Origin of the sequence: Marinovum sp. PR37 (assembly GCF_028807375.1) — a bacterium.
GTDB lineage: Bacteria > Pseudomonadota > Alphaproteobacteria > Rhodobacterales > Rhodobacteraceae > Marinovum > Marinovum algicola.
On the sequence record NZ_JARAML010000006.1, the window covers coordinates 23,055 to 37,357 of the forward strand.

17 protein-coding genes are annotated in these 14,303 nt (G+C 67.0%); 9 read left to right on the top strand and 8 right to left on the bottom strand.

What is annotated here, in order from left to right; all coding sequences use genetic code 11:
* Positions 1-5: 5 nt before the first annotated feature.
* The 7 genes from PVW49_RS06910 to PVW49_RS06940 form a co-directional block, all read right to left on the bottom strand.
* The gene (locus tag PVW49_RS06910) at positions 6-869 is read right to left on the bottom strand and encodes an energy transducer TonB family protein (RefSeq protein ID WP_274590196.1); all 864 of its coding nucleotides are present in this window, start codon (positions 867-869) and stop codon (positions 6-8) included.
* The gene (locus PVW49_RS06915) at positions 866-1,258 is read right to left on the bottom strand and encodes an ExbD/TolR family protein (protein ID WP_274590197.1); all 393 of its coding nucleotides are present in this window, start codon (positions 1,256-1,258) and stop codon (positions 866-868) included. The genes PVW49_RS06910 and PVW49_RS06915 overlap by 4 nt, the downstream gene beginning before the upstream one ends.
* Positions 1,255-1,605, bottom strand: coding sequence for a biopolymer transporter ExbD (locus tag PVW49_RS06920; RefSeq protein ID WP_371398840.1), 351 nt, complete (start codon positions 1,603-1,605; stop codon positions 1,255-1,257). The genes PVW49_RS06915 and PVW49_RS06920 overlap by 4 nt, the downstream gene beginning before the upstream one ends.
* 25 nt (positions 1,606-1,630) lie before the next feature.
* A complete protein-coding gene (locus tag PVW49_RS06925; protein WP_274590199.1) occupies positions 1,631-2,260 on the bottom strand; it encodes a MotA/TolQ/ExbB proton channel family protein in 630 nt (209 codons plus the stop codon).
* Entirely contained in the window at positions 2,257-2,697 is a 441-nt protein-coding gene (locus PVW49_RS06930) for a hypothetical protein (RefSeq protein WP_274590200.1), read from the bottom strand. Before PVW49_RS06930 ends, PVW49_RS06925 begins: the two co-directional genes overlap by 4 nt.
* 172 nt (positions 2,698-2,869) lie before the next feature.
* The gene (locus tag PVW49_RS06935) at positions 2,870-3,199 is read right to left on the bottom strand and encodes an L-rhamnose mutarotase (RefSeq protein WP_074836860.1); all 330 of its coding nucleotides are present in this window, start codon (positions 3,197-3,199) and stop codon (positions 2,870-2,872) included.
* Complete coding sequence (locus PVW49_RS06940; RefSeq protein ID WP_074836861.1) at positions 3,196-4,038, bottom strand: amidohydrolase family protein; 843 nt, start codon at positions 4,036-4,038, stop codon at positions 3,196-3,198. Before PVW49_RS06940 ends, PVW49_RS06935 begins: the two co-directional genes overlap by 4 nt.
* 61 nt (positions 4,039-4,099) lie before the next feature.
* On the opposite strand from PVW49_RS06940, the gene PVW49_RS06945 reads away from it, so the two are divergent.
* Positions 4,100-5,191: a mannitol dehydrogenase family protein gene (locus tag PVW49_RS06945; protein WP_274590201.1), complete on the top strand. Its 1,092-nt coding sequence runs from the start codon at positions 4,100-4,102 to the stop codon at positions 5,189-5,191.
* Between the two features lie 2 nt (positions 5,192-5,193).
* Positions 5,194-6,162, top strand: coding sequence for an aldo/keto reductase (locus tag PVW49_RS06950; protein WP_274565873.1), 969 nt, complete (start codon positions 5,194-5,196; stop codon positions 6,160-6,162).
* 6 nt (positions 6,163-6,168) lie between these two features.
* Here the strand turns inward: PVW49_RS06950 and PVW49_RS06955 are convergent, their stop codons facing one another.
* Positions 6,169-7,071: a GntR family transcriptional regulator gene (locus PVW49_RS06955; RefSeq protein ID WP_274590202.1), complete on the bottom strand. Its 903-nt coding sequence runs from the start codon at positions 7,069-7,071 to the stop codon at positions 6,169-6,171.
* Positions 7,072-7,207: 136 nt separating this feature from the next.
* Between PVW49_RS06955 and PVW49_RS06960 the strand changes: the two genes are divergently transcribed.
* The 7 genes from PVW49_RS06960 (at position 7,208) to PVW49_RS06990 (ending at position 14,268) form a co-directional block, all read left to right on the top strand.
* Positions 7,208-8,242: an ABC transporter permease gene (locus PVW49_RS06960; protein ID WP_274590203.1), complete on the top strand. Its 1,035-nt coding sequence runs from the start codon at positions 7,208-7,210 to the stop codon at positions 8,240-8,242.
* 84 nt (positions 8,243-8,326) lie between these two features.
* A complete protein-coding gene (locus PVW49_RS06965) occupies positions 8,327-9,265 on the top strand; it encodes an ABC transporter substrate-binding protein (RefSeq protein WP_048529259.1) in 939 nt (312 codons plus the stop codon).
* Between the two features lie 77 nt (positions 9,266-9,342).
* Positions 9,343-10,119: an ATP-binding cassette domain-containing protein gene (locus PVW49_RS06970; protein WP_274590204.1), complete on the top strand. Its 777-nt coding sequence runs from the start codon at positions 9,343-9,345 to the stop codon at positions 10,117-10,119.
* Entirely contained in the window at positions 10,116-11,126 is a 1,011-nt protein-coding gene (locus PVW49_RS06975; RefSeq protein WP_274590205.1) for a zinc-binding alcohol dehydrogenase family protein, read from the top strand. The genes PVW49_RS06970 and PVW49_RS06975 overlap by 4 nt, the downstream gene beginning before the upstream one ends.
* Before the next feature lie 11 nt (positions 11,127-11,137).
* Entirely contained in the window at positions 11,138-12,655 is a 1,518-nt protein-coding gene (locus PVW49_RS06980) for a UxaA family hydrolase (RefSeq protein WP_274565870.1), read from the top strand.
* A gap of 22 nt (positions 12,656-12,677) precedes the next feature.
* Positions 12,678-13,403 carry an SDR family oxidoreductase gene (locus tag PVW49_RS06985; protein ID WP_274590206.1) on the top strand — a complete coding sequence of 242 codons (726 nt, stop codon included), beginning with the start codon at positions 12,678-12,680 and terminating at the stop codon, positions 13,401-13,403.
* Positions 13,404-13,425: 22 nt separating this feature from the next.
* Complete coding sequence (locus tag PVW49_RS06990) at positions 13,426-14,268, top strand: fumarylacetoacetate hydrolase family protein (RefSeq protein ID WP_274590207.1); 843 nt, start codon at positions 13,426-13,428, stop codon at positions 14,266-14,268.
* Positions 14,269-14,303: the final 35 nt, after the last annotated feature.

The following is a 14,303-nucleotide window of genomic DNA, read 5'->3' on the forward strand; positions in this document are numbered from 1 at the left end:
CCCCCTCAGCGCCCCTGTATCCTGATCGAAAAGCTCCGCCGCGCGCCTGCGGGCGGCCGGGGAAAGGGGGCGGCATTGCGCACCACCGCCAGCGCCGCCTGGTCGAAAGCCGCCGTGCCCGAGCTGCGCGCGATCGAGATCGCCGACAAACCGCCGCCCGGGGAAATCGAAAAGGCCACCACCGCCGCGCCCCGGGCCCGCCCCTCGGGCCGGCCGGCGCGCGCGATCCTGCGCATCACCAGGCCCGGGTAAGTGCTGGCGGCCGCCGTACCGGCGCTCTGCGCCGCGCCGCCACTGCCGCTGGACCGGGCGCGGGCGGTCGCGGTGCCGGCGTTGCTGCCGGCGCGGGTCTCCTGCCTGGCTTCGGCCGGCGCCGACTTGGCCTGTCTGGGCGCCGGTTGGGCTTGGGGTTTGCGCGCTTGAGAGGTCGGCTGGGGCCGGGCCGTCTGGTGTCTTTGCTCGAATGCGGCGCTGCGCTGCGCCGGCCGGGGCGAGCGGGCGAGCGTTGCGGTGTCGGGCGTCTCGCCGCTTACGACCTCGCGGGGGCGGGTTGGTGCCAGGTCGGACGCCGGCGCCGCCTTGAGCAGGGAAATGCCCGGCACCTGCGGCGCGGGCAGGACATTGGGGCGCTCTGCCGTCACGGGCGCAACCTCTGGCGCCGCGTGCGCCACCGTATCCCGCGCCGTCTGGGCCGAGAGCGCCCCGGCGGCCATATCGGCAAAGGCATTGCCCAGGCGCACCTCGGCGGCACCGCCGCTGCCTTCGGTCATGGTTTCACCGGGGGCGGCCAGCGCCAGGGCGATGGCGGCATGGGCGAGGCCCGCAAATGACAGCGCCGCGAGCTTGGCCGTGCGCGACGACGCGATCATGACGCCAGACCCCGTTCGGTGACCAGCACCACCCGCGCGGCCCCGGCGGCGCGCAGCGCGCGGCCGATGCGCAGCAGATCGGTGGCTGGCAGATCGCGGTCCGGCACCAGGCGCACCAGCGCCCGGCTCTCGGGCGGTTGCGCGGCAAAGAATGCCTCGGGCGAGGCGGTCTCGGCCCCGCGCCAGGTGAGCCGGCCGTCGGCATGGATCACCAGCGCGTCGGCCGGAGCGGTGCCGGCAAGATCGGCGGTGCGCACCAGCGTCAACTGTTTGTCCAGCGGCCGCGCCAGGGTGCCGGCGACGAGAAAGAAGATCAGCATGAGAAAGACGATGTTGATCAGTGCAATGGTCGGTTCGCCTTGGCTGCGTGGGCGCGGTTTGCGGATCATGACGTCTCCAGTACCGTGACAGTGAGGCCCGGCACCCGGCGCAGGGTGGCCAGAAGGTCGGTCAGGCGCTGCGCCGTTACCGCGCCGGTCAGGGCCACGATGACCGGCAATGCGCCATCGGTCCGCTGCTGCGCCTTCAACGCGGCGGGCAGGCCGACCAAGGTACGCTCGGCCCCATTCAGGCTGAGCCGCTCCGGCGACAGCCGCAGGAACACCGGTCGACCGGTGTTGCCGGCCCCGCCGCCGGTGCCGCCGGCGGCCAGCTCGATTTCGGCAAAGCGGGTGAATGTCGAGGACAGCATGAAGAACAGCAGCAACAGGAAGATCACGTCGATCAGCGAGGTCATCGACAGCCTGCGCCGCCGCCGGAGCCTACGCATGGGCGGGCGCGACCCGGGTTTCGGGGGCGAGGATGCTGTGCAGCGCCTGTTGCGCAAAGACCCGCTCGCGGTCCATCCGCGATTCGAACCAGCTCAGGATCAGCGCGGTTGGCATGGTGACGGCAAGCCCGACGGCGGTGGTCAGCAAAGCGACCCAGATGCCGCCGGCAAGGATCGACGGATCGACCTGCGCGCCGGCCTCTTGCAGCGCCTGAAAGGCCGAGATCATCCCCAGAACGGTGCCGAACAACCCCAGAAGCGGCGCCAGCTGCGCCACGCTGTCGAGCAGGCGAAAGCCGCTCTCGAGCCGGGCGAAACGTGCCTCTGCCTCGGCCTCCAGCCGGTGCGGATCGGATTGTTCCGAGAGCGCCATGTCGATCACCGGCCGCAGATAGCTGCGCGACCGCCCGAGATGGTCCCGCGCCGCGCCGGGCTCGCCCGCGTCCCAGGCGGCGACCGCCAGTTTCAGGGCGCGGTGGCTGCCCACCCGGGCGGCGGCGAACTGCCAGAGCTTGTAGAGCACGACGGCGCAGACCAGCACCGACAGCGCCGCCAGCAGCAGAACCACCGGGCCGCCGAGATCGGCGATCCGCGTGACGGCCTGTTGCAGCGCGGCGATCATCCCAGCACCTCGACGCCGGCGCGGCTGCGCAGTTCGAGCCCCTCGCTACAGGCCGTCGGGCTCAGCCCGTCGCCGGAGCAGGTTTCGGCGCCGTTGAACAGAACCTGGCCCAGCGCCGCGCAGTCCAGATCGGGCACCACGAATTGCCGCACCCTTGGCCGGGCCGCCGGAAGTTCGCCGAAATCGAACAGGGTCAGCCGGTCGACCCGGCCCTGATCGTCGAACAGCACCGCTTCGAGCACCGCCTGGCGGATGTCGCTGGCGTGGCCGTTCTGGATCAGAAAGCTCATCCGGCAGGCGGCATCGACCGGCACCACGGCATTGAGCTCGATGGTGACATGGGCGCCCAGATCGGTTTCGGCTTCGGCGGCGGCCGGCCCGGCGAGCGGGACAAGGGCGGCCCAGACTGCCAGGGCGCGCGGTGCAAGGCGGATCATGGCCTTCGCTCCTGAGATTGTTTCACTTGGAACGTCTGGCTCGGGCGCCCGGCACCGCTGGCTGACTTGGCCGGTTTGGTACCAGCTTGCGCCGCGCTCGGCAATACCAGACAAAAACACTATGATTTGGCCGCCGGTGGGCCGCAGCGCGGAAAAACACCGGCGGTCTGGCTCAGGGAAGGTGGAAGACCTCTTCCATCGGTGCCCACCATTCACCCTCTGACCGGCTGTCGAGCGGGCTTTGCATCGGGCCGCAGATCTTCCACCAGTCGCGGGTGACGGGATCGGCGGCGATGGCGGCGGAATCGGCTTCGAAATCAGTGCCGGTATACTCCCAATAGCTGAACATCAGCATTTCCGGCTCGCGCAGGAAGATCGAGTAATTGGTGATGTTGGACTGCCGCAACCGTGCCAGCACATCCGGCCAGACCTCGGCATGAAGGCGTTTGTATTCCGCTGTGTGCTCCGGCTTCAGTCCGATGACCTGTCCCATGCGTTTCATTGAATTTCTCCCTCTTGATCAAGCGCGTAGATGCGGCGCGCGGTATTGCCGAACAGCGCCTCGCGTTCGGCCAAGGTCAGCTCTGCCGCCATTTCCTGCGCCGCCGCGTGCCATTTGGCATAGGTGCCGGCCAGCTCCAGCACCGGCCAGTCGCTGCCCCACATCACCCGCTCGGGCCCGAAACAGGCGAACACATGATCGAACACCGGGCGCAACCTTGGGGCGGACCAGCCGGGACCGAATTCATTGGCCAACCCCGAGAGCTTGCAGCTGACCTGCGGATGGCGGGCAAGGGCCTGAATGCCGGCGCGCCAGTTGTCGCCGGGATCGCTGCCGGCAAAGCGCGGCTTGGCGCAGTGGTCGATGATCAGCGGCAGCTCCGGCAGGGCGCGGGCGAGCCTGTCGATCAGCGCAAGATGGCGCGGCGTGATCAGCGCGTCCATGCGCAGCCCGGCTTCGGCCACCTGGCGCAACCCGGTCAGCACGTCATCACGCAGAATCCAGTCGGTTTCGGGGATGTCCTGAAGCATCGGCCGGATGCCCCGCAGCCGCGGATGCGCCAGGCGGTCGATCTGGCGCGGCACATCCCCGGTCAGATCGAGCCATCCGACCACGCCGCGGATCAGCGGCGTCGTGTCGGAGAGCGACAGCAGGAATTCGGTCTCTTCCAGCGTCGGGGCGGCCTGAACGGCCACCGTTCCGGTCACCCCGGCGGCCTGGGCCAGCGGCGCGAGATCGGGCGGCAGGAGGTCGCGGCGGATCGCGGCCACGCTGTCATCCATCCACGAATAGTCGCCGCGCGCGATGCGCCAGAAATGCTGGTGGGCGTCAATGGTCACGGAATTTCCTTGCATGCTGCATTGTTCTAAATAATAACAAACCAAATCGGGAGACTCGTCAATGGCAATTCCAACCGTCCTGCAATTCGGCACCAGCCGCTTTCTTCAGGCGCATGCCGATCTGTTCCTTGCCGAGGCCATGCCAGAGGCGCGCCCCGTCGTGGTGGTGCAATCGAGCGGCGATCCGGCGCGCGCCGGGCGGGTCGCGGCGCTGGCACAGGGCTATGACGTCAGGATCCGCGGCTTGCAGGACGGCAAGCCATTGGACGAAACCCGGCGGGTCACCTCGGTGGCGCGCGGCCTGTCGCTCGGCCCGGATCTGGACGAAGTGGCGCGCCTGGTGGCGGGGGATGTGGAAATGATCCTGTCGAACACCGCCGATGCGGGTTTTGCGCCGCAACCGGCCGACGCGGGGGCGCGGTTCGACATGGCGATGTCGTATCCCGCCAAGCTGGCGCATCTGTTGCGCGGTCGGTTCGAGGCTGGCGGCGCGCCGGTGCAGATCATGCCGACCGAGCTGGTGCGCAACAATGGCAGGGTCCTGCGCGATCTCGTGCTGACCGCCGCGGGCGCCATGCCGGCGGGCTATCGCGACTGGCTGCGTGACGAGGTCGTCTGGGTCAATTCGCTGGTCGACCGCATCGTTTCCGAGCCGCTGCATCCGGCGGGGGCGGTTGCCGAACCCTATGCGCTCTGGGCGATCGAGGCGCAGCCGCGCCTGCGGCTGCCCTGCACCCATCCGGCGATACGGGAGGTGCCCGATCTGGGGCCGATCGAGCGCCGCAAGCTCTTCGTGCTCAACCTCGGGCACAGCTGGATCGTGGCCGACTGGCTGGCGCGCGGGCGGGCCGGTGCCACCCATGTGCGCGACGTGATGGCGGATGCTGATTGGGCCCAGCGTTTGCGCGACCTTTATGCGCAGGAGGTGCTGCCCGGCTTTGCCGCGGCGGGGGAGGGCGAGGGCGTGGCCGAATATGTGGCGACCACGCTGGAGCGCTTTGCCAACCCCTACCTCGATCACCGTCTCGAAGACATCGCCCAGAACCATGCCGAGAAGCTCGCGCGTCGGATCGGCGCCTTTCTCGATTGGGCCGAGGCCAACAGCGACACTGGCGCCAAACCGCAGCTGCGCGCTGCCCTGGAGGGGAAATGACCATGAAGACACGACGCATCGGCACCACGGATCTTTCGGTCACCGAGGTCGCTTTCGGCTGCGCCAGTATCGGCAATCTCTATCGCGAAACCAGCGAGGCCGAGGCCGAAGCGGTGTTGTCGCGCGCCTGGGAGGCGGGCATCCGCTATTTCGACACCGCGCCGCATTACGGCCGCGGCCTGTCCGAGATGCGTCTGGGGCGGTTCCTGAAATCCCGCCCCGAGGCTGTCGTGTCCACCAAGGTCGGGCGCATCCTGTCGCCCGCCGGATCGACGATTGCCGAGGCCGACGGCTATGTGAGCCCGGCCCAGAACGACGTGCGCTACGATTACTCCGGCGACGGGCTCGAAGAGAGCTTCGAGCAGAGTTGCGAACGGCTCGGGCGCACGGAGATAGATATTCTCTATGTGCATGATATCGGGGAATATACCCATGGCGCCGAAGGTAATCGCCCGCACCGCGAGGCGTTTCTTGACACCGGCTATGCGCGGCTCGTTCGGCTTCGCGAGCAAGGGCGGATCAAGGCCTTTGGCCTTGGCGTCAATGAATGCGAGGTCTGCCTCGACCTGATGCGCAATGCCGGGCCGATCGACGTGATCCTGCTGGCCGGCCGGCTGACGCTGCTGGACCGATCCGCCGAGGCAGAGCTGGTGCCCGCCTGCACAGCGGCGGGGACAAGCCTGGTGCTCGGCGGTATCTTCAATTCCGGCATTCTGGCGACCGGCCCGGTCGAAGGCGCGACCTATGATTACGGCCCGGCCCCCGAAGAGGTGCTGAACCAAGTGGCCGAGTTGCAGGCCAGGTCCGAGGCGCTGGGCGTGCCGCTGGCGACGGCGGCGTTGCATTTCGCCATGCAGCATCCGGCGGCGGCTTCGGTGCTGCTTGGCACCGCGAAACCGGCCTCGCTGACCCGCAATCTCGACGCGCTTGCGACACCAACGCCGCGCGGCCTGCAAGCGCTCTTTGGCTGAGCGCGCTCAGCCCAGGTCGTGGTGTCGCAGCGAGGACAGCAAGGTTGTCTTCGAGGTCCGCAGGTGGCGCAGGGCGGCGTCGCGCGCGGCCTCGGCATCGCGGGCCTCGAGCGCGTCGATGATCGCCAGGTGCTCATCGATGGCGGCGGCATTGCGGTGTTTCTCTTCGGTCTTGTCCCACATGTAATGGTAGTGAAAAATCAGCGAGATCACCTTTTGGAACTCGGCGATAAAGCGATTTCTGACCACTGAATTGATGGTCTGGTGAAACCGTTCGTCAAGCTTGGAGAATTCGTGGAAATCGCGGTCGATGGCCTGTTTCAGGGCGAGGTGGTCGGCGCGCAGCTGCGCCAGCCTGGCCCAGACCGGATGGTCCACCGGCGCCTCGACGACCTGGCTCACGGCGTTCTGTTCCAGCACCGAGCGGAAGTCTGACAGCTCGATGGCGAAATCCTTGGTAAAGCCCAGCAGCATCCAGCCGCCCTGCGGCCGGCGCGAGACCAGGCCAAAGCGGCTGAGCCCGGCAAGGAATTCCTTGAGATCGTATTGCGGCACCTCGAAGGTGCGCGACAGTTCCGCCACCGACAGCGGCGTATTCGCCGGAACGTCGAAGCGCAGCACCCAATCGAGAAAGCGCTGTTCGAGATCGCTGGGGTCGGCCGCGGCCTCGGGCACCGCGATCCGGTCTTCGGCGCAGGGCTGGCGCAGCAGATGTTTGTCGCGGCCCTGCCAGGAAATCAGGCCGAGCTCTTCCAGCCGCGTCAGGCAGCGCCGGATCACCGTGCGGCTGACGCCGGCAATCTCGGCCAGCCGGGTTTCCGAGGGAATCGGCGCCTTGGGCGGCAGGGTCTCGCAATAGGTGAGGATCCGGTTGTAGGCCTCCCGATACCTGGTGTCGCTGCGCGCCATGTCACTGCCTTTCCTCGCGTCCGCCCCGGGGCGGTTCTTGTATTTGTACGATATTATAAAAAACAGTTGACGGAATCAAGAGAGGCTTGTTTATGTACTAAATAATTAAATGCAAGACAGCGAGAAGGGGAGGCGCATGTCTGACGCAACCAAACCCGCGGATCGGCGCGCTGCGACGCCGCTGGCGGCCCTGATGCCGGATGCGGCCAAGATCCACCGGCTCTCGGCGGTTCTGACGCTGCTGCTTCTGGTGGCCGGGTTTTCGCTGGCCAGCCAGGCATTCTTTTCGGTCAACAACGGGCTGACCATCCTGTTGCAGACCTCTGTCATCGGCCTGCTCGGCATCGGCATGACCATGGTGATCATCACCGGCGGCATCGACCTCTCGGTCGGCTCGGTTCTGGCGCTCTCCGGGGTCGGCACGGCGATGGCGGTCAAGGCCGGGCTGCCGGTGGCGCCGGCGATGGCCCTCGGCGTTCTGATCGGCGCCGGCTGTGGCGCGGTCAACGGTCTGGTTGTCACCCGGATGAAGATCCCGCCGTTCGTGGCGACGCTGGGCATGATGCTGATGGCGCGGGGTCTGGCCCTGCAACTGACCGGCGCGGCGCCGATTTCCCAGCTTGGCGAGGCCTTTGGCCGGCTGGGCAACGGGGCGCTCTTTCGCATGGTCGAGATGCAGCCCAACGGTTTTCCCAAGGTGATCTTTCCCGGCATTCCCTATCCGGCGATCCTGCTGCTGCTGGTGGCAATGGGCGCGGCCTACATGTTGCGGCGCCGCCGCATCGGCCGCCACATCTATGCCACCGGCTCCAACGAAGAGGCGGCGCGGCTTTCCGGCGTGCGCGTCGATCAGACCAAGCTCTATGCCTATGTGATGTCGGGCGCGCTGGCCGGGCTGGCGGGCAATGTGCTGATGTCGCGTCTGGTCACGGCGCAGCCCAGCGAAGGCGTGATGTACGAGCTTGACGCCATCGCCGCGGCGGTGATCGGCGGCGCCTCGCTCTCGGGCGGCGTCGGCACCGTCTCGGGCACGATGATCGGCGCCTTCATCATCGGCATCCTGCGCAACGGGCTGAACATGGCCGGCGTCTCGGCCTTCATCCAGCAGATCGTCATCGGCGCGGTGGTGATCGGCGCGGTGTGGATCGACCAGATGCGCAACCGGCGCTGACAGGGGTTCTGTCCGGTGCCGGCCATGGCCGGACCGGGCGTCCAATAAGACCAAGACCCAAAATCTCAACTGAGGAGGAATGAGATGAAGACCTACAAGCTTGGAATGCTGGCGTCGGTGATGGCGCTTTCGGCCGGGATGGCCACGGCCGGCGAGATCGCGGTGATCGTCAAGACCACCAGCTCGAACTTCTGGCAGAACGTCAACAAGGGCGCGGAAGCCGCGATCGCGGCCCAGTCCGAACACAGCTTCAGTTTCGATGGCCCGGCCACCGAAAGCGCCGTCGCCGATCAGGTCAACCTCGTCGAGAACGCGATCAACCGCGGCGTTTCCGGCATCGTGCTGGCCCCCTCGGACCCCGAAGCGCTGGCCCCGGTGGTCAAGCGCGCCTATGAGAGCGGCATTCCGGTGGTGATCATCGACAGCGCCCTGACCGACGGCGCGAAAGGCACCTATCAGGCGTTCCTGTCCACCGACAATTGCGCCGCCGGCGAAGAGGTGGCCAAGCGGATGATCGACGAGGCCGGCACCGAGGGCAAGGTCGCCGTGATGTCCTATGTCGCCGGTGTCGGATCGGAAATCGGCCGCGTCGGCTGTTTCTCGGACTATCTGACCGCCAATTCGGATCTGGAAATCGTCGGCCCCTATTATTCGCAGAGCCAGATGGCGCAGGCGCTGAACCAGACCACCGATATCCTTGCCTCAAACCCCGATCTCGTCGGCATCTTCGGCGCCAACGAGCCCACCGCCGTGGGCATGGGCCGCGCCATCATGCAGGCGGGCAAGGCCGGTCAGCTGGTCGCGCTGGGCTTTGACGGCAACGAAGACCTACAACAATTCGTCCGCGAGGGGCTGATGGAGGCGACGGCGGTTCAGGGCTCTTTCGCGATGGGCGAAAAGGGCGTGAACGCGATCATCGACATCCTCGGCGGTGAAAAGGTCGAGCCCTTCATCAACACCGGTGTGGTGCTGGTGGATCAGGAGAACATCGACTCCGACCAGGCGAAAAACGTGCTCTACTGAGCCGAAATCGCGGCGGGCGCGCCAGGTTGCGCGCCCGTCGATCAGACAGCAGCAGACCCCCGGCAGAAAGGCGCCCCATGTCACAGCCCCCCCTCGTAGAGATGATCGGTATCGAGAAGCACTTCGGTGGCGTCCGGGCCGTCGATCACGTCTCGCTTGATCTGTTTCCCGGCGAGGTGGTCGGCGTGCTGGGCCACAACGGCGCCGGCAAATCCTGCCTGATGCGCATCCTGGCCGGCGCGATGATCCCCAATGCCGGCGAAATCCGCGTCAACGGCAGCCCGGTGAGCTTTGCCGATCCCAACGACGCCCGCGAAGCCGGAATCGAGACGATCTATCAGACGCTGGCGCTGGCCGATCACCTGGATGCGCCGTCGAACCTGTTTCTCGGCCGCGAGCTCAAGACCCGTTTCGGCAATCTCGACGATGCCCGCATGCTGGCGGAAGCGCGCAAGGTGCTGGCCCGGCTCAACCCGAATTTCAAGAACCTGCAAGACCCGGTTTCGTCGCTTTCGGGCGGCCAGCGGCAGGTGATCGCCATTGCCCGGGCGATCTATTTCGACACCCGTGTTCTGATCATGGACGAGCCCACCGCCGCGCTCGGCCCGTCGGAGACCGCGATGGTCGCCGATCTGATCCGGCAATTGCAGTCCGAGGGCATCGGCATCCTGCTGGTCAGCCACGACATGCACGATGTCTTTGACCTCTGCGACCGGGTGGTGGTGATGAACAAGGGCCGGCTGGTCGGCGCCCACCGCATCGACGAGGTGACCAAGGACGACGTGCTCAGCCTGATCGTCAAGGGCGAACTGCCGGCCGACTGGACGGCGCGCAATCTGGAGGCGGCGCAATGAAGGACGTGATGCAAGAGACAATGGCCTGCGGCACCTGTGTCGAGCCGGGCACTTTCGCGCTGCAAGAACGTGCCAAGCCGCGCGAGGCGCCAGAAGGTCACCGACTGGTGGATATCGCCGCCATCGGCATCTGCGGCACCGATTACCACATCTTCGAGGGCAAACACCCGTTTCTGAACTACCCGCGCGTGATCGGCCACGAGCTCTCCGGGCATCTGGCCGACGGGCCGGACGCCGGCAGGCTGGTGGTGGTGAATCCCTATCTGTCCTGCGGCACCTGCCGGGCCTGCCGACGTGGCAAACCCAATTGTTGCAGCGATATCGCGGTGCTAGGGGTGCACGCCGATGGCGGCATGTGCGCCCGGATCGTTGTGCCGGAACAGAACCTCTATCCCGCCGAAGGGCTGACACCGGAGCAGGCGGCGATGGTCGAGTTCCTTGCCATCGGTGCCCATGCGGTGGCGCGCTCGGGGTGCGGGGCGGGCGACCGGGTGATGGTGACCGGCGCGGGGCCGATCGGGCTCGGCACGGCGCTTTTTGCCCGGATCGCGGGGGCCGAGGTGCATCTGATGGATCTGAGCGCCCAGAGGCTTGCCAAGGCCGCCGAACTCTTCGGCTTTGCCAACACCCATCAGCCGGGCAGGGATATCCTGTCGGGCGATCTGGCCGAGGGGTTCGACCTGGTGTTCGACGCCACCGGCAATGCCAAGGCGATCGAGGCAGGCTTTCCACTGGTGGCGCATGGCGGTAGCACCGTGCTGGTCAGCGTGGTCAAGGAAAGCATCACCTTCGCCGACGCCGAGTTTCACAAGCGCGAATCCCGCATCATCGGCAGCCGCAATGCGCTGAAAGAGGATTTCGACTGGGTGATGGCGGCGATCCGCAGCGGCGCGGTGTCGACCGAGGCCATCGCCTCGGCCATCGTGCCGCTCAAGGATCTGCCCGCGCGGTTCGCGAACCTCGCGCATGACCGTGATCACCTGATAAAGGTCATCGTGACGCCGTGAAGGATACAGAAATGACCGACCAGCCCTTTGCGCTTTGTCTGCACGCCGGCGACAACGTTCTTGTCGCCCTGCGCGCCGTGCCGGCGGGCACCCGGTTGCCCGGCGATGTGACCGCGCAAGAGGCGGTTCCGGCGGGCCACAAGATCGCGCTGCGCGACCTGCGGCGCGGCGAGAATATCCTGAAATACGGCCAGATCATCGGCGCGGCGAGCGCTGACATTTCCGCTGGCGCGCATGTTCATGTGCACAACCTCGGCATGGGGGCGCACAAACAGGATCACGCCTTCGGCACCGCCGCGCAGCCCCTGCCGAAAGCGGAGGCGGCGGCCGAATTCCAAGGCTTTCACCGCCCCTCCGGCCGGGTCGGCACACGCAATTACATCGGCATCCTCACCTCGGTGAACTGCGCCGGTTCGGTGGCGCGGTTCATTGCCGAAGGCGCGGCCGCGGCGGACATTCTGGCCGAATTTCCCAATGTCGACGGCATCGTGCCCATCGTGCATGGCACCGGCTGCGGCATGGCCGGCAAGGGCGAGGGCTATGAGACGCTGTTCCGCACCCTTGCGGGCTATGGCCACAGCGCCAATTTCGGCGCCATCCTGATGATCGGGCTGGGCTGCGAGGTCATGCAGATCCCCGATCTGATCGACCGCAAGGCGCTCAAGGACAGCGCGCGGTTCCGCTACATGACGATCCAGCAACAGGGCGGCACCCGCGCCACCGTCGACAAGGGCGTGGCGATCCTGCGCGAGCTGGCGGCCGAGGCCGACAAGGCCCGCCGCGCCCCGGCCCCGGCCCGCCACCTGGTTCTGGGCATGCAATGCGGCGGCTCGGACGGCTATTCCGGCATCACCGCCAATCCGGCGCTGGGCGTGGCCTCGGATCTTCTGGTGCGCCATGGCGGCACCTCGATCCTGTCGGAAACTTCCGAGATCTACGGCGCCGAACACCTGCTGACCCGCCGCGCCGTGGATGCGCCGACCGGCCGCAAGCTGATCGACCTGATCGACTGGTGGGAAGATTACACCGCCCGCAACTTTGGCGAGATGGACAACAACCCCTCGCCCGGCAACAAGCGCGGCGGGCTGACCACCATTCTCGAGAAATCGCTGGGCGCGGTGGCCAAGGGCGGAAGCGCGCCGCTCTCGGGTGTGTACAAATACGCCGAACCGATCGATCAGCCCGGCTTCGTCTTCATGGACAGCCCCGGATATGATCCCTGTTCGGTCACCGGGCAGATCGCTTCGGGCGCCAATCTGGTCGCCTTTACCACAGGCCGCGGCAGCGTCTCGGGCTATCAGCCGGTGCCGGCGATCAAGATCGCCTCGAATCCCGATCTCTGGCGGCGGATGGAGCCAGACATGGACGTGAACTGCGGTGACATCCTTTCCGGCACCAGCCTCGAGGCTAAGGGGCAGGAGATTTTCGATCTGCTGCTTCAGGTGGCCTCCGGCAGCCAGACCAAGAGCGAGGCGCAGGGCTTTGGCGCGGTGGAATTCGTGCCCTGGCAAATCGGCGCCGTGATGTGACGGCGCGCAAGGGAGACAAGATATGACAAGCGATCTGACAGGCCAGCGCGTGCTGGTGACGGCCGCCGCCCAGGGCATCGGCCGCGCCACGGCCCGGGCCTTTGACCGCGCCGGCGCGCGGGTGCTGGCCACCGATATCAACGCGCCCGGCCTGGCCGGGCTCGATGGCTGCGAGACCGCGCGGCTCGACGTTCTGGATGCGGAATGCGTCGCCGAGGTCTGCGCCCGGGCCGGAGCGGTCGATGTGCTGTTCAACGCCGCCGGCGTGGTGCACAGCGGCACGGTGCTGGACTGTTCCGAGGCCGAGCTCGACTTTGCCTATGACCTCAACGTCAAATCGATGGTGCGGATGGTGCAGGCGGTGCTGCCGGGCATGCTCGAGCGCAAGTCGGGCACGATCCTCAACGTCTCGTCGGTGGCCTCGTCGGTCCAGGGCGTGCCCAACCGTTTTGTCTATTCCACCACCAAGGCGGCGGTGCTCGGCCTGACCAAGGCGATTGCCGCCGATCACGTGGCGCAGGGCATCCGCTGCAATGCGATCTGCCCCGGCACGGTGCAATCGCCCTCGCTCGACGATCGGCTTGCGGCGGGCGGCGATTACGAGGCCGCCCGCGCCGCCTTTGTCGCGCGGCAGCCGATGGGGCGCATCGCCGCGCCGGAAGAGATCGCCGATCTTGCAGTCTACCTGGCCGGCGCCACCTTCACCACCGGCCAGGCCTGTTGCATCGACGGCGGCTGGACCCTCTGATTTTCCTCAAGAAAGACGACAAATGAAACTGCTTCGCCATGGCGCTCCGGGCGCCGAAAAACCCGGCCTGATGCACAGCGACGGCACCATCCGCGACCTCAGCGGCCTGATCGACGATCTCGCCGGCGCGGCGCTGTCGCCCGAGAGCCTGGCCAGGCTTGCCGCAGTCGATGCCGGCGGGCTGCCCGAAGTCGCGGGCAATCCCCGGCTCGGGCCGCCGGTGGCGGGCACCGGAAAATTCATCTGCATCGGGCTGAACTATGCCGATCACGCCGCCGAAAGCGGCATGGAGGTGCCGCCCGAGCCGGTGATCTTCATGAAGGCGACCTCGGCGATCTGCGGCCCGAACGACCCGATCATCCTTCCGCGTGGCTCGGAAAAGACCGACTGGGAGGTCGAGCTTGCGGTGATCATCGGCAAGGCCGCGAAATATGTCAGCGAGGCCGAGGCGCTGGACCATGTGGCCGGCTACGCGGTTACCAATGACGTTTCGGAACGGGCCTTCCAGGCCGAACGCGCCGGTCAGTGGACCAAGGGCAAGAGCTGCGACAACTTCGGCCAGATCGGCCCCTGGCTGGTCACCCGGGACGAGGTCTCCGATCCGCAGGACCTCGCCATGTGGCTCACCGTGAACGGTGAGACGATGCAGGACGGCTCCTCCAAAACGATGGTCTATGGCGTCGCGCATCTAGTGCATTATCTCAGCCAGTTCATGACGTTGCACCCCGGCGACGTGATCTCGACCGGCACCCCGCCGGGCGTCGGGCTGGGGATGAAGCCGCCGCGTTACCTCAAGGCCGGCGACGTGGTGGAGCTTGGCATCGCCGGGTTGGGCCAGCAGCGCCAGGACGTGATCGCCGACTGAGCCCACCGAGGGGGACGGCACCGTCCCCCTCGATC